The organism is Parviterribacter multiflagellatus (assembly GCF_056863265.1).
Map to the genome: position 1 here is coordinate 109,889 of NZ_JBXPIZ010000002.1, position 25,050 is coordinate 134,938.

The 25,050-nt window shown below is 73.9% G+C and carries 24 protein-coding genes; 10 read left to right on the forward strand and 14 right to left on the reverse strand.

Annotated elements, in window-relative coordinates; genetic code table 11:
• Nucleotides 1–46 precede the first annotated feature (46 nt).
• Genes AC1UE5_RS04015 through AC1UE5_RS04025 form a run of 3 tightly spaced genes read left to right on the forward strand, consistent with a single transcriptional unit; the run spans nucleotide 47 to nucleotide 2,764 of the window.
• Complete coding sequence (locus AC1UE5_RS04015; protein ID WP_482920789.1) at nucleotides 47–589, forward strand: RNA polymerase sigma factor; 543 nt, start codon at nucleotides 47–49, stop codon at nucleotides 587–589.
• On the forward strand, nucleotides 586–1,707 hold the full coding sequence (locus AC1UE5_RS04020; RefSeq protein ID WP_482920790.1) for a hypothetical protein: 1,122 nt from the start codon (nucleotides 586–588) through the stop codon (nucleotides 1,705–1,707). The genes AC1UE5_RS04015 and AC1UE5_RS04020 overlap by 4 nt, the downstream gene beginning before the upstream one ends.
• Before the next feature lie 13 nt (nucleotides 1,708–1,720).
• Nucleotides 1,721–2,764: an alpha/beta hydrolase gene (locus AC1UE5_RS04025; RefSeq protein WP_482920791.1), complete on the forward strand. Its 1,044-nt coding sequence runs from the start codon at nucleotides 1,721–1,723 to the stop codon at nucleotides 2,762–2,764.
• On the opposite strand, the gene AC1UE5_RS04030 is transcribed toward AC1UE5_RS04025, so the two are convergent.
• The 5 genes from AC1UE5_RS04030 to AC1UE5_RS04050 all read right to left on the reverse strand — a co-directional run bounded on the left by AC1UE5_RS04030 (nucleotide 2,730) and on the right by AC1UE5_RS04050 (nucleotide 7,208).
• Nucleotides 2,730–3,353, reverse strand: a complete 624-nt coding sequence (locus AC1UE5_RS04030) for a TetR/AcrR family transcriptional regulator (protein ID WP_482920792.1) — start codon at nucleotides 3,351–3,353, stop codon at nucleotides 2,730–2,732. The genes AC1UE5_RS04025 and AC1UE5_RS04030 overlap by 35 nt on opposite strands.
• Nucleotides 3,350–4,708 carry a cytochrome P450 gene (locus AC1UE5_RS04035; protein WP_482920793.1) on the reverse strand — a complete coding sequence of 453 codons (1,359 nt, stop codon included), beginning with the start codon at nucleotides 4,706–4,708 and terminating at the stop codon, nucleotides 3,350–3,352. The genes AC1UE5_RS04030 and AC1UE5_RS04035 overlap by 4 nt, the downstream gene beginning before the upstream one ends.
• Complete coding sequence (locus AC1UE5_RS04040) at nucleotides 4,705–5,577, reverse strand: SDR family NAD(P)-dependent oxidoreductase (protein ID WP_482920794.1); 873 nt, start codon at nucleotides 5,575–5,577, stop codon at nucleotides 4,705–4,707. The genes AC1UE5_RS04035 and AC1UE5_RS04040 overlap by 4 nt, the downstream gene beginning before the upstream one ends.
• Nucleotides 5,578–5,800: 223 nt before the next feature.
• Nucleotides 5,801–6,157, reverse strand: a complete 357-nt coding sequence (locus AC1UE5_RS04045) for a response regulator (RefSeq protein WP_482920795.1) — start codon at nucleotides 6,155–6,157, stop codon at nucleotides 5,801–5,803.
• A gap of 10 nt (nucleotides 6,158–6,167) precedes the next feature.
• Nucleotides 6,168–7,208, reverse strand: coding sequence for an LLM class flavin-dependent oxidoreductase (locus AC1UE5_RS04050; RefSeq protein WP_482920796.1), 1,041 nt, complete (start codon nucleotides 7,206–7,208; stop codon nucleotides 6,168–6,170).
• Between the two features lie 133 nt (nucleotides 7,209–7,341).
• Here AC1UE5_RS04050 and AC1UE5_RS04055 point away from each other — a divergent pair, with 133 nt between their 5' ends.
• Nucleotides 7,342–8,103, forward strand: a complete 762-nt coding sequence (locus AC1UE5_RS04055) for a universal stress protein (protein WP_482920797.1) — start codon at nucleotides 7,342–7,344, stop codon at nucleotides 8,101–8,103.
• A 61-nt stretch (nucleotides 8,104–8,164) separates the two neighbouring features.
• On the opposite strand, the gene AC1UE5_RS04060 is transcribed toward AC1UE5_RS04055, so the two are convergent.
• Nucleotides 8,165–8,434 carry a DUF7218 family protein gene (locus tag AC1UE5_RS04060; RefSeq protein ID WP_482920798.1) on the reverse strand — a complete coding sequence of 90 codons (270 nt, stop codon included), beginning with the start codon at nucleotides 8,432–8,434 and terminating at the stop codon, nucleotides 8,165–8,167.
• A gap of 40 nt (nucleotides 8,435–8,474) precedes the next feature.
• On the opposite strand from AC1UE5_RS04060, the gene AC1UE5_RS04065 reads away from it, so the two are divergent.
• The gene (locus tag AC1UE5_RS04065) at nucleotides 8,475–9,227 is read left to right on the forward strand and encodes a lipoate--protein ligase family protein (protein WP_482920799.1); all 753 of its coding nucleotides are present in this window, start codon (nucleotides 8,475–8,477) and stop codon (nucleotides 9,225–9,227) included.
• Nucleotides 9,228–9,255: 28 nt separating this feature from the next.
• Nucleotides 9,256–9,642 carry a potassium channel family protein gene (locus AC1UE5_RS04070; protein WP_482920800.1) on the forward strand — a complete coding sequence of 129 codons (387 nt, stop codon included), beginning with the start codon at nucleotides 9,256–9,258 and terminating at the stop codon, nucleotides 9,640–9,642.
• Here AC1UE5_RS04070 and AC1UE5_RS04075 read toward each other — a convergent pair.
• Nucleotides 9,623–12,712 (reverse strand): TolB-like translocation protein, encoded by a 3,090-nt coding sequence (locus AC1UE5_RS04075; protein WP_482920801.1) that lies wholly within the window; start codon nucleotides 12,710–12,712, stop codon nucleotides 9,623–9,625. The two genes, AC1UE5_RS04070 and AC1UE5_RS04075, sit on opposite strands and share 20 nt — an antisense overlap.
• An 86-nt stretch (nucleotides 12,713–12,798) precedes the next feature.
• Between AC1UE5_RS04075 and AC1UE5_RS04080 the strand changes: the two genes are divergently transcribed.
• Nucleotides 12,799–13,848: an LLM class flavin-dependent oxidoreductase gene (locus AC1UE5_RS04080; RefSeq protein ID WP_482920802.1), complete on the forward strand. Its 1,050-nt coding sequence runs from the start codon at nucleotides 12,799–12,801 to the stop codon at nucleotides 13,846–13,848.
• On the opposite strand, the gene AC1UE5_RS04085 is transcribed toward AC1UE5_RS04080, so the two are convergent.
• From AC1UE5_RS04085 to AC1UE5_RS04100, 4 genes are all read right to left on the reverse strand, one after another.
• Nucleotides 13,845–14,753 (reverse strand): alpha/beta fold hydrolase, encoded by a 909-nt coding sequence (locus tag AC1UE5_RS04085; protein ID WP_482920803.1) that lies wholly within the window; start codon nucleotides 14,751–14,753, stop codon nucleotides 13,845–13,847. The genes AC1UE5_RS04080 and AC1UE5_RS04085 overlap by 4 nt on opposite strands.
• 86 nt (nucleotides 14,754–14,839) lie before the next feature.
• Nucleotides 14,840–15,445 carry a biotin transporter BioY gene (locus AC1UE5_RS04090; RefSeq protein WP_482920804.1) on the reverse strand — a complete coding sequence of 202 codons (606 nt, stop codon included), beginning with the start codon at nucleotides 15,443–15,445 and terminating at the stop codon, nucleotides 14,840–14,842.
• A 39-nt stretch (nucleotides 15,446–15,484) separates the two neighbouring features.
• Nucleotides 15,485–16,513 (reverse strand): GGDEF domain-containing protein, encoded by a 1,029-nt coding sequence (locus AC1UE5_RS04095; protein ID WP_482920805.1) that lies wholly within the window; start codon nucleotides 16,511–16,513, stop codon nucleotides 15,485–15,487.
• A gap of 19 nt (nucleotides 16,514–16,532) precedes the next feature.
• Nucleotides 16,533–17,366, reverse strand: a complete 834-nt coding sequence (locus AC1UE5_RS04100) for an SDR family oxidoreductase (RefSeq protein WP_482920806.1) — start codon at nucleotides 17,364–17,366, stop codon at nucleotides 16,533–16,535.
• 104 nt (nucleotides 17,367–17,470) lie between these two features.
• Here AC1UE5_RS04100 and AC1UE5_RS04105 point away from each other — a divergent pair, with 104 nt between their 5' ends.
• Nucleotides 17,471–19,549, forward strand: coding sequence for a CocE/NonD family hydrolase (locus AC1UE5_RS04105; protein ID WP_482920807.1), 2,079 nt, complete (start codon nucleotides 17,471–17,473; stop codon nucleotides 19,547–19,549).
• Here AC1UE5_RS04105 and mgrA read toward each other — a convergent pair.
• From mgrA to AC1UE5_RS04120, 3 genes are read right to left on the reverse strand one after another with little or no spacing between them, the layout of a single operon-like run.
• A complete protein-coding gene (gene mgrA, locus AC1UE5_RS04110) occupies nucleotides 19,546–20,574 on the reverse strand; it encodes an L-glyceraldehyde 3-phosphate reductase (RefSeq protein ID WP_482920808.1) in 1,029 nt (342 codons plus the stop codon). The two genes, AC1UE5_RS04105 and mgrA, sit on opposite strands and share 4 nt — an antisense overlap.
• Before the next feature lie 18 nt (nucleotides 20,575–20,592).
• Nucleotides 20,593–20,955, reverse strand: a complete 363-nt coding sequence (locus tag AC1UE5_RS04115; RefSeq protein ID WP_482920809.1) for a cupin domain-containing protein — start codon at nucleotides 20,953–20,955, stop codon at nucleotides 20,593–20,595.
• Between the two features lie 10 nt (nucleotides 20,956–20,965).
• Nucleotides 20,966–22,426 (reverse strand): NAD(P)/FAD-dependent oxidoreductase, encoded by a 1,461-nt coding sequence (locus AC1UE5_RS04120; protein WP_482920810.1) that lies wholly within the window; start codon nucleotides 22,424–22,426, stop codon nucleotides 20,966–20,968.
• A 221-nt stretch (nucleotides 22,427–22,647) separates the two neighbouring features.
• On the opposite strand from AC1UE5_RS04120, the gene AC1UE5_RS04125 reads away from it, so the two are divergent.
• Both AC1UE5_RS04125 and AC1UE5_RS04130 read left to right on the forward strand, forming a co-directional pair.
• On the forward strand, nucleotides 22,648–23,676 hold the full coding sequence (locus AC1UE5_RS04125) for a LacI family DNA-binding transcriptional regulator (protein WP_482920811.1): 1,029 nt from the start codon (nucleotides 22,648–22,650) through the stop codon (nucleotides 23,674–23,676).
• 293 nt (nucleotides 23,677–23,969) lie between these two features.
• Nucleotides 23,970–25,043 carry an ABC transporter ATP-binding protein gene (locus AC1UE5_RS04130; RefSeq protein WP_482921480.1) on the forward strand — a complete coding sequence of 358 codons (1,074 nt, stop codon included), beginning with the start codon at nucleotides 23,970–23,972 and terminating at the stop codon, nucleotides 25,041–25,043.
• The last annotated feature ends 7 nt before the right edge of the window (nucleotides 25,044–25,050 follow it).

Sequence of the window (25,050 nt, forward strand, 5' to 3'; positions counted from 1 at the left end):
GCCGGTGCAACAGCCGCCGCCGAGCCGGACATGATGGAGCGTGAAGATGCCCCCGACCCCCGAACGTCGCCTGCGCGAGCTGCACGCCGCGCACGGCCGCGCGGTGCTCGCGTACGCGGTGCGGCGGACGGCCGACGCCCAGGACGCGGCGGATGTCGTCGCCGAGACGTTCCTCGTCGCCTGGCGGCGCCTGGACGACGTCCCGCCGGGCGACGAGGCGCGCCTGTGGCTCTACGGCGTCGCGCGCCGCACGCTCGCCAACCAGCAGCGGGCCGAGCGGCGCAGGAGCCGCCTCGCCGAGCGCCTGCGCGACGAGCTGCCCGCCGCGCTGGCCGCCGCGGACACGCCGACGACGGGCACGGGCGCCGTGACCGACGCGCTCGCGCAGCTCGCGGACGACGATCGCGAGATCCTCGTGCTCGCCGCTTGGGAGGAGCTCGAGCCCGTCGAGATCGCCCGCGTGCTGGGCATCAGCCGCGTCGCCGCACGCAGCCGCCTGCACCGCGCGCGCCGCCGCCTGCGCGCGCTGCTCACCGCGTCCGCCGACGCCGACATCCCCGTCCTCCTGGCCGCCGAGGAGCTCCGATGACCCGCCCCGCCCTCGACGACGCGCTCCGCGCCGCGAACCCGCTCCCGCGCGCCGACGCCGAGCGTCTTCCGCTGACCGGCGCCGAGCACGACCTCCTCGACGCGATCCTCACCGCCGAGCCCGCGCCCGCCGCGCCCACCGCACCCGCAGTCGCGCCGCCCCTCCTTCGCCGCCGGCGCCCCGCGCTCGTGCTCGCCGCCGCCACGGCGCTGGCCGCGACCGTCGTCGCGGTGGCCGGTCTCCTCCCCGCCGCCGAGGACCGCCCCGCCGGCCCGGACTCGGCGTTCGCCGCCGAGCTCGTCCGCTTCGCCGAGGCCTCGCCGCTCGTGCTCCTCGACCTCCCCGGCTGGAAGGTCGACTACGCGGACGAGCAGAGCGCGGACGAGGGCGAGATGCGCTTCACCGCGCCCGACGACCCGCAGCGCCACGCGACGCTCCACTGGAGCTCGGCGGCGCTGCACGAGATGCGTGCCCGCGATCGCTCGGCCAGCTCCTCGCCGCCGACCGAGGCGCCCGCGCTCGGGACGACCGCGCAGGTGTTCGTCTACAAGGGCGGCCGCCCCGGGAACCGCACGATCACCGCGCTCCTCCCCTACGACGGGCGCACCCTGGAGCTCCGCATGGACGGCGTCCGCGACCGCGCGACGTTCCTGCGCCACCTCGCCGCGCTGAAGCGGGTCGACGCCGACACCTGGCTGCGCGCGCTCCCCGCGAGCGTCATCAAGGCCGCCGACCGCGGCCCGGTCGTCGCGCAGATGCTGCGCGGGGTCCCGCTCCCGCCCGGCTTCACCGCGGCGGACCTGCGCGGCGACACGCTGACGAAGGACCGCTATCAGCTCGGCGCGCTCGTGGCGGGCACGGTCGCGTGCCGCTGGTTCGCCCTGTGGGGCCAGGCGCGCGAGCGCGGCGACGCGCAGGCCGAGCAGGCCGCCGTGCGCGCGATGGCGACCGCGGAGGACTGGCCGGTCCTGCGCGACATGGCCGACGAGGGCGGCTACACGGAGGTGCTCGTCGCGTTCGCCGCCGCGATGCCCACCGGCGACTGGTTCGGCCGCCCGCTCCTCGGCGACGTCGACGAGGGCCTCGGGTGCGGGCAGTGGGGCGTGGATCTGCCATAGCCTCCGCCGCCACATGACGCTCGCCGACCGCCTCTCCGCCGTCGTCGTCCGCCTGCTCGGGGCGCTTCCGCCGCGAGCCAAGCGCGCGCTCGCCGGCCCGCCGGTCGTGCGCGACGGGCAGGAGCTCGACCTCGACGCCCAGCTCGTCCTGCGCGTCAACGCGCTCAACCCGCGGCCGCCGGTGGAGGAGCGCACGCCCCCGCAGGCGCGGCAGGACATCCGCCGTTCGACGTCGCTCGTCGGGGGCGCGAAGCTGCCGCTCGAGCGGGTCGAGGAGACGACGGTCGCCGGCGCGGCCGGCGCGCTCCGCGCACGCCGCTACGTCCCGCGCGACGCGACGCGGGGCGCGCTCGTCCTGTTCTTCCACGGCGGCGGCTGGGTCGTGGGCGACCTCGACACGCACGACGCGCCGTGCCGCCACCTCGCGCGGCTCACCGGGCTCGAAATCGTCAGCGTCGACTACCGGCTCGCGCCCGAGCACCCGTACCCGGCGGCGGTCGAGGACGCGATCGCGGCGTTCGACGACGTCGCGAAGGGCCGCGGCGGCCCGCGTCCGCGGGTCGTCGTCGCGGGCGACAGCGCGGGCGGGCACCTCTCCGCCATGGTCGCGCTGGCCACCGCCCGCCGCGCGCCGGACCTGCCCCGCCCCGCGATGCAGGCGCTGATCTACCCCGCCACCGACTTCGTCGACGACGCGCCCAGCGTCGGGCTCTTCGCGGACGGCTTCCTGCTCACCAAGCGCAACATGGACTGGTACGAGGCGCAGTTCGTCCCGCGCGCCGAGGACAAGCAGCCCGCCTCGCCGCTCCACCAGGACATCCCGCCGCAGACCGCGCCCGCCTACGTCCTCACCGCGGGCTTCGACCCGCTGCGCGACGAGGGCGAGGCCTACGCCCGCAAGCTCGAGCAGGCCGGTGTCCCCACCACGCTCCGCCGCCACCCCGGCCAGATCCACGGGTTCGTCAACATGACCGGCGCCGGCGCGCCCGCCCGCGAGGCCCTCGCGGAGCTGGCCGGCGCGATCAGGACGACCCTCGCTCCTCGCCCACGATCGTGATCCGTCGCACGAGGTCGGATGCGACCGAGTGCAGGTCCGTGATCGGCCGGTTCTGCTCCAGCGCGAGCACGGTCAGCTCGCGGAACCCGCCGGTGATCACCGTCGCGGCCTCCAGCGAGAGCGGGCGGATCGTCGCGTCGTGCTCGCGCGCCTCCTCCACCAGCCGGCACAGCTGGCGCGACGCGCGGTCGATCACCTGCCGCGCCTGGGCCGCGCCGGCCGCGCCGAGCGACGGCAGGTCCTGCACGTAGGAGCGCGTCAGCTCCGGCTCGGACGCGAGCACCCCGAGGTAGGCCTCCAGCGTCCGGTCGATCCGCTCCGTCCACGGCCCTTCGCCCGTGGCGGCCTCCGCGATCGTCTGCAGCACCCGCTCGTTGACGACCTGGAAGAGCGCCAGGTAGCACGCCTCGCGGTCCTCGAAGTGCTGGTAGAAGGTCCGCCGCGACGTCCGCGCGCGGGCGACGACGTCCGCGACGGTCGTCTTCTGGAAGCCCTGCTCGCGGATCGCCTCCGCCATCGCGAGCAGCAGCCGGTCCCGGTGCGAGCCCGAGCCGGCCGTGCTCAGCATGTCCGCCGCCGGCGTGCTCACGCGGCGGCCGCGAGCTCCTCGGCCGGCGCGTTCGCCCGCTCGTCCCGCCGCCGCCGGACGGTGACCCGGCCACCGTCCGCGGGGGCCATCGCGACGCCGCGGAACGCCCAGCCCTCGGGCGCCGCGGTCGTCGGCTGCAGCTCGACCCGCGCCAGCAGCGTCCGCAGCACGACGTCCATCTCCATGTGCGCGAACGTTGCGCCGATGCACCGCCGGATGCCGCCGCCGAACGGGATCCACGAGTACGTCTCCGGGCGCGCGTCGACGAACCGCTCGGGGCGGAACTCCTCGGGCCGGTCGAACAGCCGCGGGTCGAAGTGCGTCATCGCCGCAGCCAGCGCGAGCTGGACGCCGCGCGGCAGGTCGTAGCCACCGACGCTGTACGGCTGCATCGTCGTGCGGCCGGCGAAGAAGATCACCGGACGCGTGCGCTGCGACTCGCGGATCGTCGCGTCGAGGTACGTCTTCGCCCCGCCAGCGTCGACCTCCGCCACCAGCGCCTCCAGCGCGTGCGGCGTGCGCGTCAGCCGCTCGACCGTCCAGGACAGCTGGTGCGCCGTCGTCTCGTGGCCGGCCGCGAGCATCGTCACGAGCTGGTCGCGGATCTCCTCGTTCGTCATCGGCGTGCCGTCCTCGTGCGTCGCCTGCACGAGCAGCGCGAGCACGTCCACACGCTCCTCCAGCTCCGGGTCGCCCTTCGCCATCGCGATCAGCCGGTCGAGGATCGCGTCGATCCGCGCGCGCAGCCGCAGGAACCGGCCCCACGGCGAGCGCGGCCCGAGGTCCTTCTGGAGGAACGGCGTCATCGCCATCCGCGAGCCCTGCTCGGTCCACGGCGGAAGGAGCTCCTCCAGCTCGGCCAGCTCCCGCCCCGTGGCGCCGAACACCGCGCGCAGGATCGCCCGCAGCGTGATGCGCTGCATCATCGGCGCGACCGGCATCGCCACGCCCTCGGGCATCGCGTCGATCTCCTTCGCCGCGATCTCCGCGATCAGCCCCTCGTACGCCTTCATCCGCTGGCCCTTGAACGGCGGCAGGAGCAGGCGCCGCTGCGCGAGGTGGCGGTCCTCGTCGATGCCGAGCAGCGAGTGCTTGCCGAGCACCGGCCGCAGCGGGCTCGTGTCGCCCGCGTGCAGCACCTTGGCGTCGGTCGTGAAGACCTGCTTGATGTCGTCCGGCCGTGTGACGACGACCATCGGCATGAAGCCGGCGATGCGGACGGTGAAGATGTCGCCGTAGCGGCGGCGCATGCGCTCCAGGTACGGGCGCTGGCGGAGCGTCAGCCCGACGGTCTGGAACGGCCGCGGCGCGCGCGAGCCGGGCGGCAGCACCGCGTCCTTCACCGCGGCGCTCATGCCTTCGCCGCCCGCTTGGCGAGGAGCGGCGCGGCGAGCCGCTGGGCGCCGTCGAGCACGTCGTAGTAGCGGGTCGGCGCGACGCGCGCGAGCACGTCGAACACCGTCGCGTCGGGGCCGACGAGGATGCGGGCCTTCCCCGCCTCGACGCCCTCGTGGATGATCTTGGCCGCCTTCTCCGGCGTGGTCTGCGCCATCAGCTCGAACTCCTTCGCCGCCTGGTCGAGGTTCGTCCACTGGCCGCGGTGGTCGCTGCGGAACCGCGCGTTCTTGACGATGTTCGTCTTCACGCCGCCCGGATGCACGTTGGCCGCGCGCACGCCGGTCCCCCGCAGCTCCTGCCGCAGCGCGTCGGTGAAGCCGCGCACGGCGAACTTCGACGCGCAGTAGGCGCTCTGGTGCGGGAAGCCGACGAGCCCGAAGACGCTCGACGTGTTGACGATCGCGCCGCTGTCCTGCCGCAGCAGGATCGGGAGGAACGAGCGCACGCCGTGCACGACGCCGTGGAAGTTCACGTCGAACACCCACTCGTCGTCCTCGGGCGACGCGTCGGCGACGCCCTGCATCGCGGTCACGCCCGCGTTGTTGAAGACCATCCCGAGAGGGGCGGGCTTCCACTCGTCGACCTCCGCGGCGAACGCCATGACCGCCTGCCGGTCTCGGACGTCGAGCTTCTTGGGGAGCACCGGCCCCTGGATCGACGCTGCGGTCTCCTCGAGCCCGTCCGCGTTCCAGTCGGCGATCGCGACAGGGCACCCGTGCTGCGCGAGCCGGATCGCGACGGCACGCCCGATGCCCGACCCGGCCCCGGTGACGACGGCGGTGCGGCCCGAGACCTGGACGACGGGCTTGCGGTTGCGACGGCTCAACGTGCGGTTCCCTCCTGGACTCCAACGAGCGCGCTGGTACCCGCGCGTACCAGCGTCGGTACGGAACCGTACCACCAGCGCTGCTCGAAGAGCAAGCACCGAGGCGCTCGGAGCGCACCGTCAGCCGCGGCGGCGACCGGCGGAACCGGCAACGCCTGTCCAGGGCGATCCAGTTCGGCTGGGTCGGGCTGGGCAGGCGTTGACGGTGGAGCCCTGCGCGCAGCTAGCGCGGCTTGACGGCTTCGAGCGCCTCGACCAGCGCCGCGATGTCGCCCTTGCGGACGTGCGCCACCGCGCCGGTGCGCAGGAAGCCCTGCCGGACCTGCTCGTCGCCGATCGAGGTGTAGGCGATGACCTTCAGGTCCGGGAGCGTTCCGAGAAGCACGCGGGTGGCCTCGAGGCCGTCCATGATCGGCATGCGCCAGTCCATCACGACGACGTCGGGGCGCAGGCGGGGAACCGCGGAGCAGGCCGCCGCGCCGTCCTCCGCCTCGCCGACGACGTCGTAACCCACGTCCTCGGCGATCGCCCGGACGATCAGCCGGGCGGGCTCCAGGTCATCAACGACGTAGAGCCGCACCGGGAGGAGGTTACCCCCGTGTCAGCGCGGCGGAACCACGAGCGGACGGAAGGTCGGGCGCCAGCTGCGCCAGCAGCTCGTACGACCGCACGCGCGCGGCGGGATCAAACGTCTCGGTCGCCACGATCAGCTCGTCCGCGCCGGTCCGCTCGACCAACTCGCTCAGCCCGCGCAGCACCGTCGCGGGCGAGCCGACGACCGCCTCGCGCAGCTGCCCGTTGATGGTGTTGCGCTCCATCGGCGACCAGAACGTCGCGTCGAGGTCGTCGACCGGCGGCGGGAGCGGGATCGGCTTGGAGCGGATGAACGACGTGTGCTTCTGCCTGGTCGAGGAGAAGAGCCGCTCGGCCTCCTCGTCGGTGTCCGCGACGACGACGTACGTCCCGAGCATCGCGTAGGGCTCCTGTCGCGCGCCCGGCGCGCCCGACGACGGCGTGAAGCCGCTCCGGTACAGCTCCAGCGCCTCCAGCATCATCCGCGGTGAGAAGTGCGCGGCGAACGCGTAGGCCAGCCCTTCGGCCGCCGCCAGCTCGGCACCCACGGTCGAGGAGCCGAGCACGAAGATCGGCACGTCCGCCCCAGCGCCCGGCCGCGCGATGACCGGCTGGTCGGCGCGCGCGGGCGCGAGGAAGTCGCGCAGCTCCTGCAGCTCCTGCGGGAACTCCTGGCCGCCCTTCTGGTTGCGCCGCAGCGCGTACGACGTCAGCAGGTCGGAACCCGGCGCGCGTCCGACGCCGAGGTCGATCCGCCCGGGATGGAGCGCGGCCAGCGTCCCGAACTGCTCGGCGATCGTCAGCGGCGCGTGGTTGGGGAGCATGATCCCGCCGCTCCCGACGCGGATGCGCTCGGTCGCCGCCGCGACCTGCCCCATCAGCACGGCCGTCGCCGACGACGCGACCCCGGGGATGTTGTGGTGCTCGGCGAGCCAGTAGCGGTGGTAGCCCAGCGCGTCGGCCCGCCGCGCCAGGTCGAGCGTCTCGCGCAGCGCCTCCGCCGCCGTGCCGCCCTCGCGGATCGGCGCGAGGTCGAGGATCGAGAGAGGGATGGGCATGCGGTCCACGGTACGACGCTCATCGAACTAGCGCGGCGTGCGGCGAACTACGCACCCGCTCTGCCGCGCGCCCCGGATGGCCGGGCTGGAAGGCCGACCTAGCGTCGAGGCCACACCGCACAGGAGGCCTGCCATGACCACGACCTACATCGCCGGCGCCGACGGCACCGACTCGGGCGCCGCCGCCGTCCGGTTCGCACACGCCCTCGCCGCCGTGACGGGCGCCGAGGTCGTGGAGTCGACGATCGGCCCCGAGACCGAGCCGGCCGCCGGCCTGCACGCGCTCGCCAAGCAGCACGACGCGGAGCTGCTCGTCGTCGGCACGACGCACCGGGGCACGGTCCGTCGCGCCGTCCCCGGCTCCGTCGGCGAGCGCCTCCTCCACGGCGCTCCCTGCCCCGTCGTCGCGGTGCCCGCCGACTGGCGCGGCGACGGCGGCACCGGCCCCGTCCGACTCGACCGCATCGCGCTCGCCTACGACGACCGCGAGCCGGCCAAGGAGGCGCTGCGCTACGCGACCCGCCTGGCCCGCGAGCACGGCGCACGCCTGGAGATCCTGAGCGTGTTCGAGCCCGTGCTCGCGCCCTACGCGGGCGGCATCCCGCCGGTCGACGACCGCGTCAACGACGAGCTGCGCGAGCAGCTGCACACCGAGCTGTCGCGGGTGCTGGCGACGCTGCCGGTCGAGCTCAATGCCGAGGTGCGGCTGCTCGACGGCCCGGTCGCCCCGGCGCTCGGCCAGGCCGCGGAGGGCGCGGACCTGCTCGTCACCGGCTCGCGCGGCCTCGGCCCGCTGCGCGCGGTGCTCGTCGGCGCCGTGTCGCGCCATCTGGTCGACCACGCGCCGTGCCCGGTGCTGGTCGTCCCCCGCGGCGTGGCGGTGCCCACCGCGTAGATCGCTTCCCCACCCACCGCGCCGCGCCGTGTGCCCCCACGCGGCGCGGTGCGGCCGACCCTCAGTGGTTGCGCAGGGCGGAGATGAGCTCGCCCTTGTCCATCTTGGAGCGGCCCTCGATGCCGACCTTCTTGGCCTCCTTCAGGAGGTCGTCCTTCGTGCGGTCCTCGTACTTGCCGGCGTTGCCGCCGCGCTTGCTGGCCTGGTTCCCGCCGCCGCTCGAGTTGGCGTTGGAGATCCGAGCCGCCTTCTCCTTGCTCATGCCCTGGTCGCGCATGGCCTCGTACTGCTTGTCGTTCTTGACGGACGAGCCGTGGTTCTTGGTGGCCATACGGGTCCCTTACCCGGTGCGCGGCAAGATGTGCGCGCCTGTGCAGCTTCTCCGTGACGCCCATCCCGACGACCCGCTGCTCGACATGGCGATCACGCACGCGCTGCTGCGCGAGGTGGGCGCCGGCGAGCGCGGCGCGACCGCCCGCGTCTTCCTCCCGGGTCCCACGATGGCGTTCGGCCGCCTCGACGCGCTCCTCCCCGGCTACGCCGACGCGACCGCCGCGGCCCGCGCGCACGGGTTCACGCCGGTGCTGCGGCTCGGCGGCGGCCACGCGGCGGGCTACGACGCGGGGTCGGTGATCGTCGAGCTGATCGTCCCGACCGACCGCGTCGCGGAGGGGATCGAGGAGCGGTTCCGGGACGGCACGCAGCTCGTGGTCGACGCGCTGGCGGCGGCCGGCGTGCCGGCGCCGGTGATCGGCGAGCTGGACGGCGAGTACTGCCCGGGCCGCTGGAGCGTCCACGCGCGCGGGACGACCGTGAAGCTCGCCGGGACCGCGCAGCGCTCGATCCGCGGGGCGGCGTCGATGAGCGCCGTCGTCGTGGCCGAGGGCGGCGCCCGCCTGCGCGCCGCGCTCACCGACGTCTACGCCGCGCTCGACCTCGCGTGGGACCCTGCGACCGCGGGCGCCGCCGACGACGTCGCGCCCGGAGTCACGGCAACGGGCGTGGCTGACGCCGTGGTCGCCCGCCTCACCGCGGCGCACGGCGCGCTCGCCCCCGCGTCCCTCACCGCCGCCACCCTCGCCCACGCGGAGACGCTGCGCGCGCGGCACCGCTTGGAGGGCTGACGGGGAACGAGGCGAATGACACGAGACGATGCCGCTGCAACCCCGCAGGCCGACCCCGTTCGCGGGGCTCTTCCTGCCGCTCCGCGCGATGCGGCGCCTCGTCCGCGACCCGGCCGGCCGCGCGAGCCTGCTCCTCACGCTGAGCCTCTTCCTGGTCGGGACGATCTTCTACACGCTCGCCGAGGGCTGGTCGGTGGTCGACGCCTTCTACTTCTCCGTGATGACGCTGGCGACCGTCGGCTTCGGCGATCTCGCACCGACGACCGACGGCGCCAAGCTCTTCACCGTCGTCTACACGCTGGTCGGGATCGGCATGCTCGTCGCGTTCTTCTCCTCCCTGGCGAGCGCCTCGTTGGCGCTCGCCCAGGAGGAGCAGGCCGCCCGCGCCGCGCGCGCTAGCGGGAGCGGATCGTGAACGCGAGCGTGACCGGCTTCGAGCGGTTGCCCGCCGCGTCGCGCGCCACCAGCACGAGCCGGTAGCTGCCCGCGGCCAGCTTGCGCCGCCCGAACCGGCCGCTCAGCGCGAGCCGCTGCGAGCCGGCCTTCAGCCCGGCGCGCGTGAGCGTCGCCACGCCGGTGTGCCGCCAGCACCGCTTGGCCTTGCGCCGCACGAGCCGCTTGGTGCTCTTCACGCACGCGCGTCCGCTGCGCCGCCCGCGCGTGCGTCGCTCGACGGCCACGCCCACCGTCGCCGTCTCGGAGAGGCGGAAGCTCAGCGTCGTGCCCTTCGGCGTGCGCTTGGCGTTGCGCCGCGTGCCGCCGGCCGTGGACGCCGAAGCCAGCGCGGTCGGCTTGTCGCCCACGGCGAACACCGTCCGGCTCAGCTTCGCCCCGCGCACCACCGGCGCGACGCGGTCGGCCACCGGCCCCGGCTGCGCGCCGCCGCCACCGCCGGCCCCGCCGCCACCGGGCCCCGGACCGCCCGCCGGCACGCCGCACGCGCCGCGGACGTACACCTGGCGGGTGAAGTCGCTCGTCGCCGGGAACGGGTCGACGTTGCGGGCGTTGGAGTCGAACGCCGCGCACGCGCCGGTCGCGTCGATGGCGATCTGCGGGTCGTCGCCGTCCTCCTCGGCCACCGCGCCGTCGGGGCCGGTGGCCCGCGTCACGAGCGTCACGGCGCCCGAGCCCAGCTCGCGGACGTAGCCGCGGACCTGCTGGCCGCCCGCGAGCTCGACCCCGAACGCGACCGTGCTGCCGTCCTTCGACAGCGCCGCGCCGTCGACGCGGTCGTTCGCCCCGCCCGGCACGCCGCCGACGCGCGGGGACGCGAGCGTCGTCGTCCCGGCGCCCAGGTCGCGCACGTACAGGTCGCGGGCGTCGACCGTGTCGTCGGCCGTCACCTCGGTCGTGGTCGTGAACGCGACACGGCGCCCGTCGGCCGAGATGCCGGCGTCGGACATGCCGCCCGCATCCACGATCGGCGCGCCCGCCGCGCCGTTCGCGCGGCTGACGAGGATCGTCCGGCCCTCGACGAGGTCGCGCACGTAGACCGCCTCGCCGCCGCCCTCGAAGTTCGTCGCCGCGGACTCGAACGTCACGTAGCGCCCGTCGGCCGAGAACGACCCGCCGCCGTTGGAGTCCTGGTTGCCGATCGCCCCCGCCGGGCCGTCGCCGCGCGAGGCGAGCACGGTCTGGCCCGTCTCCAGGTCGCGGACGTACATGTCGACCTTGCCGTTCCCCTCCCCGAGCAGGTCGAGGCCGAGGCACCGCATGCTCACCTTGCTGCCGTCCCCGTCGATCCCGGCGACGAAGCACTGCGACGCGGGGTTGCCCTGGCCGGCGAACGTCGTCTTGCCGGTCACGAGGTCGCGGACGTAGACCGAGTAGGCGGGCATCGTGTCGGCCGGGTCGAACGACGCGTTCTGCAGGCTGAAGGCCGCCTTGGTGCCGTCGGCCGACACCACGACGTCCGACACCCCGCCGCTCGCGGGCACGGCCGCGCCGCTCGGGCCGTCGGCGCGCGTGACGAGGAGGTTCTCGCCGGTCGCGAGGACGCGCACGTACCCCTGCTCGCCCGCGTCGTCGTCCTCGGGGGAGATCGCGTTGCCCTGGTGGGTGAACGCGAGCCGCGTGCCGTCGGCGCTGAGCGCGTCGAAGTCGGCGAGCGAGCCCGCGTGGTGCATCTCGCCCCGCAGCGGGAAGCCGGCGGCCGGCTCGTCGACGTGCGCGAGCGCGCCGCTCGGCAGGCTCTTCGCGAACACCTGCTGGAAGTCGGGGTCGAGCGCCGGCGCCAGATCCAGGGGGCGCGCGGCGAACACCACGGTCGCGCCGTCGGCGCTCAGGGCGCCGATCCCGGCCTGGGCCAGGTCGGACGGCGGGAGGTCGGGAGCGCGGCTCGCCATCTGCGTCGTGCTCGCCGTGAGGTCGCGCAGGTACAGGTCCGAGCGCTTGAGCCCCAGCGCGGGCACGTCGGCCGGGTCGAGCGCCGCGGTCGTCTCGAAGAGCACCTTCGTGCCGTCGCCGGAGATCCCCACCACCTCCGAGTAGGCCGTCGGCACCGCGCCGCCGGCGCCCGTCTCCCGCGACGCGAGCGTCACCGTGTGCGTGTCGAGATCGCGGACGTAGACGCGCTCGATCCCCGGGGGCACGCCCGGGATCACCTGCGCGCCGGTCTCGAACGCCACGCGGCGCCCGTTCGCCGACAGCAGCCCGCCGGACGCCTCGTCCGCGCCGGTGTCGCCCCCGGCGCCCGTGTACCCGCTGGCGAGCGTCGTGGTGGTTCCGTGGCGCACGTAGACGTCGTCCTCGCCGTTCGCGTCGTCGACACCCGCGAGGCCCGTCTCGGTGACGAACGCCGCGGCCGTGCCGTCGGCGCTCAGCGACGTGAGGTACGCACGGTCGGCGACGGGTGCGCCGCCCGCTCCGCTCACCCGCGAGACGATCGCAAGGGTCGCGCCCTTGCGGACGTACGCCTGCGAGACCGCCGGCGCCGGGGACACGAGGTTGCTGGCCTCCGACGTGAAGCCGACGGCCGTCCCGTCGGCGCTGATCCGCGGGTCGTACGACTCGTCGTCGCCGGCCGCCCCGCCCGGCGTGCGGCTGACGAGCTCGAAGCCCGGGACGCCCAGCTGCCAGCGGTACACGTCGTAGCGACCGTTCGTGTCGGCCGGGACCAGCGCCGACCGCGTCGCGAACGCGATGGCCTGGCCGGCGTCGTCGATCTGCGCCTCCACCTCCTCGTCGCCGAGCGTGGAGACGAGCACGGTCGTGCCGGCCACGCGGTCGCGCCGGTAGATGCCGCAGGAGCGGTCGTCGTCGCCGGTCATCAGCCCGTCGGCGCACGAGATGAGGACGACGTGGCGGCCGTCGGCCGAGACGTCGTGCGCGATGGTGTCGTTCTCGGTGCCGGGACCGAGCGGTCCGAAGCCGGGTGGGCGGCTGGCGAGCGTGGTGATCGGCGCGGGCAGCGCGGCCTGGGCGGATGGGGCGAGCGCCGCGGCCGAGGCGACGGCGGCGAGGGCGATCTTCAGGGTTCGTGGCACGCCGGTGACCCTCTACGACACGCGCGCGAAGGTCAGTGTCAACCCAGTATCGTTGTACGTGCAACTACTTCGCTAGACTGCGCGGCATGGAACTCGGACTCGTCACCTTCGCCGACGTCGCGCCGGGCGGCGACGTCCGGCGCCGCTACCAGGAGCTCATGGAGGAGGTCGAGCTCGCCGACCGCCTCGGCCTCGACGTCTTCGGCATCGGGGAGCACCACCGCCCGGACTACGCCGTCTCGGCCCCGACCGTCACGCTCGCCGCCGCGGCCGCGCGCACGGAGCGGATCCGGCTCTCCAGCGCCGTCACCGTGCTCTCGAGCGCTGACCCGGTCCGGGTCTTCGAGGAGTTCGCGACCGTCGACAACCTGAGCGGCGGGCGCGCGGAGATCATGGCCGGCCGCGGCTCGTTCATCGAGTCGTTCCCGCTCTTCGGCTACGACCTCGACGACTACGACGAGCTGTACGCCGAGCACCTCGACCTGCTGCTGAAGCTGCGCGACAGCGGCGGGAAGCCTGTCTCGTGGTCGGGCAAGCACCGCGCGCCGCTGAGCGACGTCGTCCTCCACCCGCGCCCGGTGCAGGACGAGCTGCCGGTGTGGATCGCCGTCGGCGGCTCGCCTGAGTCGGTCGTGCGCGCGGGCACGCTCGGCCTGCCGCTGACGATCGCGATCATCGGTGGCCAGCCGGAGCGCTTCAAGCCGCTCGTCGACCTCTACCGCCAGGCAGGCGCCGCCGCGGGCCACGGCCCGGAGCGGCTCAAGGTCGGCATCAACACGCACGCCTTCCTCGCCGACACGGCCGAGCAGGCCGCCGACACGCTGTGGCCGCACTACGCGCGGATGATGGCGCGCATCGGCCGCGAGCGCGGGTGGCCGCCGATGAGCCGCGAGCAGTTCGACCACGGCCGGAGCCTGCGCGGCGCGTACGCGGTCGACGACCCGGAGCAGATGGTCGAGCGGATCCTGCTCCAGCACGACCTCTTCGGCCACGACCGCTACCTGGCGCACATGTCGCTCGGCACGGTGCCGCACGACGCGGTGCTCCACGCGATCGAGCTGTTCGCGACCGAGGTCGCGCCGGTCGTGCGCGAGGAGATCGCGGCGCGCGACGCCGCCGCGAAGACGCCCGCCTAGGCCGCGGGCTCGCGCCGCAGGAGGCGGGCGATCTGGTCCTCGTCCGCCTCGAAGGGCGCCGTGCTGGCGACGAAGTCGGTCAGCACGTCGACGAACCGCGCAGGGTCGTCGTTGAACGGGAAGTGTCCGGCGCCGGGGAACACCTCGAAGCGGCTGTTGGGCATCAGCTCCGCCGCGCCCCGCCCGTGGTCGACCGGGATGATCGAGTCGCACTCGCCCCAGACGACCATCGTCGGCATCTCGGCGGCGAGGTAGAGCCGGTCGCGCGCGTCGACGCGCTGACCGCGCGGATCGATGACCGACCGGGCGGTGTGGACGAACGCGTGGCGCGCCTCGGCGCTGCCGAGCGAGTTCAGGCCCTCGGCGATGCCGCGCAGCTGCGCGCTCCCGCGCACCCCGAGCTTGCCGAGGACCGCGCCGGCGCCGCGGCCGGCGACGCGCGGGACGGGGCCGAACAGGAACGGCAGGACGTACTCGGCGAGCGGAAGCGTTGCGGCGCGCAGCGCCATCGACACCTCCTCCCCCAGCCCGCCGCTGTCGACCAGCACGAGCCGCTCGATCCGGTCGGGGAACTGGTAGGCGAACTGCATCGCGATCCCGCCGCCGAGCGAGTGGCCGACGACCGTCGCGCGCGGCACGCCGAGCACGGCGAGCAGGTCGCGCAGCCCGGACGCGTAGGCGCCGAGCGAGTAGTCGCCGCGCGGCTTGGCGCTCTGACCGTGACCGAGGAGGTCCGGCGCGATCACCGTGTGGCCCGCCGCCGCGAGGCCCGGCAGCACCGCGTGCCAGGTGCGCGAGGACGACGTGATGCCGTGGATCAGCAGGATCGCGGGCCCTTCGCCCAAGCGGACGAAGGAGACCGGCTGGCCGTGCAGCTCGACGGTCTGCGTGGGGAAGGGCGGCATGCGCGCCTGGTCGTGGTTCCCCGCGATCCGCGCGGGTCAACGGGTGCGTGCGGAGGCTCACACGCCTCCGCACGCTCCCGAGAGCGCTAGTGCGCCGAGCGGTCCTCGAGCTTGCGGACACCGCGCCACGCGGCCGGCGTCACGCCCGCGCCGACCGCGGCCTTGATCAGGCCGCCGACGATGAAGACCGTGAAGCCGTAGTGGATCGCGTCGCCCCAGCTCATGTCGGCGGCGACCTTCAGCCACGGGACGCCGATGCCGAAGACCGACAGCTGCGCCCCGCAGAACGCGGCGAACGCGAGCAGCGGCTTGCGGTCGGCGCCGTGCTCGGCGGCCTTGCCGATCAGGTACGCAGCCAGGATGAAGCCGAGCAGGTAGCCGCCGCTCGCGCCCCACACGACGTCGAAGCCGGAGTCACCACCGGAGTAGAACGGCAGCGCGAGGCCGAGCAGCAGGTACAGGCCGAGCGCCGACGCGCCGCGGGACGCCCCCAGCGAAGCACCGACGATGACGACGGCCAGCGTCTGGCCCGTGACCGGGACCGGCGAGCCGGGAACGGCGATCTCGATCTGCGCGAACAGCGCGACCAGCAGGGCGCCGCCGAGGATCAGGGCGGCGTCGAGCGTCCGGGTGCGGCCGAAGACGTCGGCCAGCACGACCGGACGCGGAGAGACATGGGCAGCAGTGCTCAAGAAGGCTCCTCGTTCAGGTCTGACGAGGCGCGGACGCTACTACGCGGCGCGGATCGGCCGCTTCGCCGCGTACAGGCGGGCGTCGGCGCGCTCGAGCGTGACCTCGAACGCCTCGTCGGGCTCCCACACCGCGATACCCGCCGACCACGCGGCGTCGTGCGCCGCGCGCATCCGCTCCACCGCCTGCGCCGCGCCCGCCTCGTCGGTCTCCGGCAGCAGGAGCACGAACTCGTCGCCGCCCATCCGGCCGAGCACGTCCTGGGCGCGGAGCACCGTGCGCCAGGCAGTGGCGACGTCGACGAGCATCTTGTCGCCCGCCGCGTGGCCGAGCCGGTCGTTGACGAGCTTGAAGCCGTCGAGGTCGACGGCGACGACCGCGAACGGCTCGCGCCGGCGCCTGGCCGCCCCCATCTCCTTCTGCGCCGCGATGAGCAGCGCGCCGCGGTTGAGCGTGCCGGTGAGCACGTCGTGCTCGACCATCAGCCGCACCGCGCGGCTCAGGCGCGTGACGAGCGCCGCGGCGACGACCATCGACAGCGAGGTGATCAGGTAGGGCGAGAGCATCGCCGGGATGTCGGCGATCAGCAGCCCCACGCCGTAGCCGACGAGCACGAGGGCGACGAAGGCGCGTGCGTACGCGGGGAAGAACGCGGCGACGTAGACCGTGAGCCAGAAGTACGCGAGCGCGTCGACCATCGCGCCGCCGCTCGTGGCGGACTTGGCGACGATGACGCTGTTGAGGATCGCCGTCACGCCCGCGATCGCGACGAACCCGCGCGGCGGCAGGCGCCGGCCCAGCGCGATCGTCCCGCCGCCGAGCAGGAGCGCGACCGGGATGAGCACCAGGCCGAGCGTGACCGGGGCCTCGTCGCTCATCGGGTTGACGACCGCGATCGCGAGGCTGATCGCCGCCGCCAGCAGCAGGAGGCCGAGGATCAGCGACTCGGGCGGGCGCGCGAGGAGGCGGTCGCGGAGGCGGGAGGTTCGGCTGGAGCGGCGGGCGTGCGGCATGTGGGTCGCAGCCGTTCCATCGGCCGCGGGCGCCGCGAGCATGAGCCCGCGGAGCACCGCTGCAGCCGGGCGTGCGTCAGATGTGGTCGACGAAGAGGTCGACCTGCGGCGTCGCGCCCTCCACGTAGGAGTACTGGTCGAAGTCGGTGACGCCCTCCGCCTTGAGGACGTCCTCGCACAGCAGCTCCTGGCCGGTGAAGTCGCGGCTCGGCTTGGTGATGACCGCGTAGGCCGAGTCGGAGTAGACCTCGGGCTTGCGTGCCTTGGCCATCGCCGCGTCGCCGCCGAGGAGGTTCTGCACCGCCGCCGTCGCGACGAGCGTGCGCGGCCACAGCGTGTTCGAGGCGATGCCGTCGCCGCGGAACTCCTCCGCGAACCCGAGCGCGAGCAGGCTCATCGAGTACTTGGCAACCGTGTAGCCGATGTGCCCGCCCAGCCACTTCTTCTCCAGGCTGATCGGCGGCGAGAGCGTGAGGATGTGCGGGTTGTCGCTCTGCTTGAGGTGCGGGATGCACGCGCGGGAGACGACGAACGTGCCGCGCGCGTTGATGTCCTGCATCAGGTCGTAGCGCTTGGGCTCGAGGTCCAGCGTGCCGGAGAGGTTGATCGCGGACGCGTTGTTGACCACGACGTCGATCCCGCCGAACTTCGCGACCGCCTGCTCCACCGCCGAGGCGACCGCGTTCTCGTCGCGGATGTCGCCGACGATCGGCAGCGCCTTGCCGCCGGCCGCCTCGATCTGCTCCGCGGCGGTGTAGATCGTCCCCTCGAGCTTCGGGTGCGGCTCGGCGGTCTTGGCGATCAGCGCGACGTTCGCCCCGTCCTGGGCGGCGCGCAGCGCGATCGCGAGCCCGATGCCGCGGCTGGCACCGGAGATGAACAGCGTCTTGTCCTTCAGGGATGCGGCCATATCGCGCGGGACGCTATTGGACTTCGCCTCCTCCTCGGTCGCTCGGGGCGCCGACGCCACCCGAACCGGCGCACGTGGCAGACCGCACGTGGTTCGCTTCCCGCATGGGTCGCCTTTCCTGTGCGCTGGCTGTCACCGCGGCCGCGCTCCTCGCCATCGCCGCTCCCGCCGGCGCGGTCACGAAGACGCCGTTCGAGACGACGGTGCACGTCGGGCCGGACGGCGGGACGGCGTGCAAGGTCGTCGGCGACCTCTACGTCCCGGAGGGGGTCTCGGCGTCGGCGCCCGCGAAGGCGGCGGTGATGATGACGAACGGGTTCGGCGGCTCCAAGGACGACTTCGGGACGCTCGGGACGTCGTTCGCAGGGCGCGGGTTCGTGGCGCTCGCCTACAGCGGGCTCGGGTTCGGCGGGAGCGGCTGCAAGATCACGCTCGACGATCCCGACTGGGACGGCAAGGCCGGCAGCCAGCTCATCACGTACCTCGCGAACACGGGCCTGGTCGCCCAGACCGACGGGCCCGGCGACCCGCGGGTCGGGATGATCGGCGGCTCGTACGGCGGCCAGATCCAGTTCGCCATCGCGGGGATCGACCGGCGGCTCGACGCGCTCGTCCCGCAGATCACGTGGAACGACCTCGCCTACAGCCTCACCCCGAACAACGCCGATCTGCCCCCAAGGAGCGTCAGCTCTGTGACGCCCGGCGTCGCGAAGCTCGACTGGCCGCTGCTCTTCACCGGCCTGGGCATCGGCCAGGGGATCCAGCAGGCGTTCGCGGACCCGAGCCATCTCGGCGTCTGCCCCAACTTCGCGGACGAGGTCTGCCCCGCGCTGATCGGCTCCGCGGCGCTCGGCTACCCGCAGCCGTCGACCACCGCGTTCCTGCGCCATGCGTCGGTCGCCTCGTACGTGGACCGGATCCGCGTCCCGACGCTCCTCATCCAGGGGCAGAGCGACACGCTCTTCAACCTCCAGGAGGCCGTTGCGACCTACCAGGCGCTGAAGTCCCGCGGCACGCCGGTGAAGATGGTGTGGCGGAGCGCCGGGCACAGCGGCGGCTCGGTCGGCACGTCCGAGTGGGACCCCGCGAACCTCGAGGCCGCGTACGAGAGCCGCATGGCGCTGGCCTGGCTGACGTACTGGCTGACCGGCGCCGGCGAGCGACCCTCGCTCGACGTCTCGTTCTTCCGCGACTGGGCGTTCGGCGGCAGCGGCGACGCCGCGCCGGCGGTCGGCAGCGCGCCGTCGTACCCGGTCGGGACGGACCGCGCGTTCCACCTGTCGGCCGGCGGCGAGCTCACCGCAGGCGCCGGTCAGGCCGGGACCGCGGTGTTCGGCGCGCTCCCCGTCGGGCTGACCGGCAGCGGGAACGGCGCGGTGGAGATCCCGACGCCCGACCTGCCCGGGACGACGACGGCCTTCACCAGCGCCCCGCTCGAGCGCGACCTCGACGTCGCCGGCGTCCCCCGGCTGCGCGTCCGGCTCGACGCGCCCGCGCACGCGGCGCTCCAGGACGTCGACCCGACGGCGAAGCTCGTGGTCTTCGCCAAGCTCCTCGACGTCGCGCCCGACGGCACGGCGACGCTCCCACGCAACCTGCTCTCCGCCGTCCGCGTCGGCGACGTGACGCAGCCGGTGGAGATCGAGCTGCCCGGCATCGTCCACCGGTTCGCGGCCGGGCACCGGCTCCGGCTGCAGCTGTCCTCGAGCAACACGCTCAACCGCGGGAACACGATCCCGGGCGTGGTGACCGTCCGGTTCGACGGCTCCGACGCGCTGACCGTCCCGGTGCTGGGCGAGCCGGGCCCGACCGGCAGCGGTCCGGACGGCACGACGCCCTACGGCACGCCGCCCGCCGGAGGCGGTTCCGGCCAGGCCGCGCAGCCGCCCGCGCCCTCAAGCACGCCGTCGCGGCCCGCCACGGCGCGCAGCCGCTGCACGCCGCGGCGCGCGATCACGGTCACGTTCCCGCGGGTGCGTCGCGGCGACCGCGTCCGCTCCGTGGACGTCCGGGTCGACGGAAGGCGCGTCCGTGTCCTGCGCGCGAAGTCGCGCGGAAGTCGTGTGACGAAGCGGAGGCTCACCCTCCGCTCCCTGCCGGCCGCCACGTTCCGCGTGACGGTCACGGTGCGGACGGCGAAGGGGCGCACCCTCCGCTCCGCCCGCACCTACCGCGGCTGCTAGAGCGTCGAGGGCTCCTCCCACAGATCGATGCCGCCGTCGACGGCGTGCGGCTCGATCTGCGCGAGCTCCTCGTCGGAGAACTCGATGTTCTGCACGGCGCCGAGGGAGTCCTCGAGCTGCGCGACGCTCGACGCGCCGATCAGCGACGACGTCACGCGCGGGTCGCGGAGCGTCCACGCGATCGCCATCTGCGCGAGCGTCTGCCCGCGCTCCTTCGCGATGTCGTTGAGCGCGCGGACGTGCGCGAGGTTCTCGTCGGTGAGGAACTCCTGCGCCAGCGACTTGCCCTGGGCCGCGCGGGAGTCCTGGGGGATCCCGTCGAGGTACCGGCTCGTCAGCAGCCCCTGCGCGAGCGGCGAGAACGCGATGCAGCCGACGCCCTCCTCCTCGAGCACCGGCAGGAGGTCGCCCTCGATGCGGCGGTTGAAGAGCGAGTAGTTCGGCTGGTGGATCAGCAGCGGCGTGCCGAGACTGCGCAGGATCTGCGCCGCCTCACGCGTGCGCGCGCCCGAGTAGGACGAGATCCCGACGTAGCGCGCCTTGCCCGCGCGGACGGCCGCGTCGAGCGCGCTCATCGTCTCGTCGATCGGCGTCTCGGGGTCGAACCGGTGCGAGTAGAAGATGTCGACGTGGTCGATCCCCATGCGCTGCAGCGACTGGTCGAGCGAGTCGAGCAGGTACTTGCGTGAGGAGCCGAACCCGTACGGGCCGGGCCACATGTCCCAGCCCGCCTTCGTGCTGATGATCAGCTCGTCGCGGTAGGGCTTGAAGTCCTCGCGCAGGTGGCGGCCGAAGTTGATCTCGGCCGACCCGTACGGCGGGCCGTAGTTGTTGGCGAGGTCGAAGTGCGTCACGCCCAGGTCGAACGCGCGGCGCAGGATGGCGCGCTGCGTCTCGAGGGGCTTGTCGTCGCCGAAGTTGTGCCACAGGCCGAGCGAGACGGCGGGCAGCTTGAGGCCCCACCGCCCGGTGCGGCGGTACGGCATCTTGTCCTCGTAGCGGTCCTCTGCGGGAACGTAGGTCACTGGCGGAGATATAGCCCGTTAGTGCTTCCAGATCACGTACATCTTGCGCACGGTCTCGCGCACGTGCCACCGGCCGCGCCACCCGTCGGGGGTGACGAACGAGACGCCGGGCCGCAGCTCGATCGCGGTGCCGTCCTCGGACGTGATGGTCGCCTCGCCCTTGAGGACGAGCATGATCTCGCTCGCGCCGATCTTGTCGCCGGCGAACTCGCCGGGCGTGACCTCCCAGACGCCGCTCTCGACGACGTCGTCGGCGTACAGCTCGCACAGGTGCGCGCGCGGGTCGCCCTCGCGGACGTCGTCGAGCTCGTGCGGCGTGGTGAGCTCGAGCGTGAGCAGGTCGGGGTTGGCCACCAGCGCGGGGCCGTGCGGGGTGTTCATGCGGGGTCCTCTACTTCTGGTCGAGCTTGGAGATGCGGTCGACGAGCGCCGACCACCGCGGCGCGCGGCCGCTGCGGGCGGCGGCCCGGTCGACGAGCCCGTAGGCGGTGTGCATGGCGCGGGCGCCGATGCGGGGGAGCGGGTCGGGCGGCCAGCTGGGCGAGCGCTTGCCGACCCACGGGTACGTGACGAGCTCGCTGTCGCGCCCGAGCACCAGGTCGGTGATCGTGCGGGCCGCGAAGTTCGAGGCGCAGACGCCGTCGCCGTAGCCGCCGGCGGCCGCCACGCCGCGCGCGCGGTCGTAGCTGACGGTCGGCGCCCAGTCGCGGTTGGCGCCCCAGACGCCGCCCCACGCGTGGGTGAGCTTGGCGTCGCGGGTCGCGGGCAGCAGGTCGTGCAGCGCCTTCCGCAGAGCTTCGAAGATCGAGGGATCGCGGATCTCGTCCTCGTCGAGGCCGCGGCTGCGCGGCTGGAACCCGCCGCGGCCGCCCATCGCGATCCGGTCGTCGGTCGTGCGCTGGCAGTACATGCCGAGGTGGACCGCGTCCGCCATCAGCTCCCGCCCCTCCCAGCCGAGCTCCGCCCACACCTCGGGCGGGAGCGGCTCGGTGGCGATGACCTGCGAGGTGATCGGTTGGATCTGCCGGCCCTCGGTCGGGATGTGGACCGTGTAGCCCTCGGTGCCGCGCACGACGACCTCGGCGGAGACGTCGCCACGGTCGGTCCGCACGCGGCCCTTCTCGATGGCCGTGACGGTGGTCTGCTCGTAGATCGTCACGCCGAGCCGCTCGACGACCTCGGCCAGGCCGCGGGCGAGCTTCGCCGGCTGGACGCGCGCGCACTGCGTCTCGTACTTCGCGCCGAGCACGTCCTTGTTCAGCCCTGGCACCCGCGCGTGCACCTCATCGGCGCTCAGCCACCGGTGCGTGTCCTCGCCGAACTCCCACGCGCGGTCGTGGTCGAGCGAGGCCCTGAGGCCCTTCGCCTGGTCATAGGTGCGCGCGAGGATCATCGTCCCGCTCTTGACGAACCCGGCGTCGATCCCCTCCGCCGCGAGCGTCTCGCCGATCAGGTCGACGGTCCGCTCGTTCTCCTTCTTCATGGCGATCGTGAGCTCCCGCGACGACTCCGCCGCGTACCGCTCCAGCGAGCCGTTGAGGTGGCCGTAGCACCAGCCGCCGTTGCGGCCGGAGGCGCCGTACGCGGCGACGTCCTTCTCCAGCACCGCGATGCGCAGCGACGGGTCGGCCTTCTTCAGGTAGTAGGCGGACCACAGCCCGGTGAACCCCGCGCCGACGATCGCGACGTCGACGTCGATCGGGCCCGGCAGCGGCGCGCGCGGCGTCAGGTCCCCGGCCTGCTCCAGCCACAGGCTGATCGAGGCGTACCGCGCGGCGTCGCCGTGCGCGGCCGCGGGGGCCGGCGCCGCAGCGGCAGGCGCGGCGCCGTTGACGGTGGTCTCCTCCAGCATGGGCGGCACCGTACCACGATTGTGATAGCGCTACCACACCGGGCTCATGCGGCATCGCCCGCCGGCGCAACTTCCCAACCGTCCCTCGCGCGTCGACGCCATGGAAGTTGTGCCGTGTCACGCGGCACAACTCCCCACCCGCCCGGCGACCGGTGACGCCGTGGAAGTTGCGCCGCCCCGTCAGCGGGGGTCCGGCAGCGCCGGTAGGGTTGCGGCCGCAGATGGCCGGCAAGAGCGCGACCCCCACCGTCAGCGACGTCGCGGCGCGGGCGGGCGTGTCGTTCGCCACCGCCGCGCGGGCGCTCGGCGGCTACGGCTACGTCGGCGCGAAGTCGCGCGAGAAGGTCGAGGCGGCGGCGCGGGAGCTCGGGTACCGCCAGAACGACGTCGCTCGTGCGCTGGCGTCGGGCTCCACCAAGAGCGTCGGGCTCGTCATCGGCGACATCGAGAACCCGTTCTTCGCGACGGTCTCGCGCGGCCTGGCCGACACGCTCGAGCGCGAGGGCTACACGCTCCTGCTCGCCAACTCCGATGAGGACGCGGCACGCGAAGCCCGCTCGGTCGAAGCGCTGCGCTCCCGCGTCGACGGGCTCGTCGTGGCGCCCGCGGTGAGCAGCGGCGAGCAGGCCCTGCAGAAGCCCGAGAAGCCGCTGGTCGTGTTCGACCGCACCGTGCGCGGCCTCGACGTGGACTCGGTCGCGGTCGACAACGCGGCGGCGTCGGCGCTCGCGGTGCGCCACCTCGTCGGGCTCGGCCACCGCCGCATCGGCGTGGTCTGCGCGCCCTCGACGATCTCGTCCACCAGCGCCCGCCTGCGCGGCTACCGCGCCGAGCTCAAGCGCGCCGGCCTCCCCGTCGAGGACGACCTGATCGAGCGCGGCCCGTTCACCCGCGACGACGCGCACGCCGCGGCGCTCCGCCTGCTCGGCCGCCCCGACCGGCCCGACGCCGTCTTCGCGACCGAGAACTACATGACCGAGGGCGTCCTGCACGCCGCCCGGGACCTCGGACTGCGCATCCCCGAGGACGTGGCGCTCGTCGGCTTCGACGACGCCGAGTGGATGCCGCTCGTCGACCCGCCGGTCACCGCGGTCGCCCAGCCCGTCTTCGAGATCGGCCAGGAGGCCGGCCGCCTCCTCCTCGCCCGCCTCGCCGGCGACGACGCGCCGCCGCGCAAGGTCCGGCTCCCCGCCCGCCTGATCGTCCGCGCCTCCTGCGGCGCCCCGGTCAAGAGCGGCGACACGCCGTGACTGATAGCGCTCTCTGAGAGCGCTATCAATTTCGCTTGCGGTCCGGTGAAGGCGCTGTTACGGTGCCGCTCCGAAACCGGTTGCAGCAACCGGTTTCGCACCAGGAGACCGGCCCGCCGCGGCACGCGGCGGCCACGAGGAGGTGAGCCCGCTACGTGGGCAATTCGGCGAGCAACGACGTGGGATCACGCGGCGGCGACGACGCGACGGCCGTGACGGCGCGCGGCGGCGCGAGCGCGCCTGCAGGCGCGACCACCCGTCCCTCCGCGCAGGCGGTCGCCGGCGCGGTCGACGTGGAGTTCCGCGGCGTCACCAAGCGCTTCGGCGAGGTGACCGCGGTCGACAGCCTCGACCTGCAGATCCACCAGGGCGAGTTCCTCTCGCTCCTCGGGTCGTCGGGCTGCGGCAAGACGACGTCGCTGCGCATGATCGCCGGGTTCGAGCAGCCCACGTGCGGCGAGATCCTCATCGGCGGCGAGGACGCGGTCGGCGTTCCTCCCTACCGGCGCGACGTCAACACCGTCTTCCAGCACTACGCGCTGTTCCCCCACATGTCCGTGCTCGACAACGTCGCGTACGGCCTCAAGCAGCGCGGGATCGACAAGACGACCCGGCGCGCCAAGGCCGCGGAGGCGCTCGAGCTCGTGCACCTGCGCGACAAGGGCGCGCGCAAGCCCCGCGAGCTCTCCGGCGGCCAGCAGCAGCGCGTCGCGCTCGCCCGCGCCCTCGTGATGCAGCCGCGCGTGCTGCTCCTCGACGAGCCGCTCGGCGCGCTCGACCTCAAGCTCCGCAAGGAGATGCAGGTCGAGCTCAAGCGCATCCAGCAGGAGGTCGGCATCACGTTCGTGTACGTCACGCACGACCAGAGCGAGGCGATGTCGATGAGCGACCGCATCGCGGTGATGTGCGACGGGCGGATCGAGCAGCTCGACGCGCCCGAGACGATCTACGACAAGCCCGCCACGACGTTCGTCGCGAAGTTCATCGGCGAGATGAACCTGCTCGACGGCACGGTCCGCGGCGTCGACGGCGACGTCGCGCGGGTGCAGACCGGCGCGGCCGACCTGGCGGCGCGGGTGAACGGCTACCGGCCGAACGCGGGCGCCGCGGTGAAGCTCGGCATCCGGCCGGAGAAGATCCGGATCGTGACGCCGGGCGACGCCCCCGCCAACCGCGTCGACGCCACCGTCACCACGCGCCTGCAGCTCGGCAGCGCGATCCAGCTCGTGACGAAGCTCGACGATGGCACCCCGCTCACCGCCGTCGTCCCCCGCGCCGGCACCGACGCGGACATCGACGACATCGCTCCGGGCGACCAGGTCGCCCTCTGCTGGTCCGAGGCGGCCCCGGTCGTCCTCGCCGCCTGACCCACAC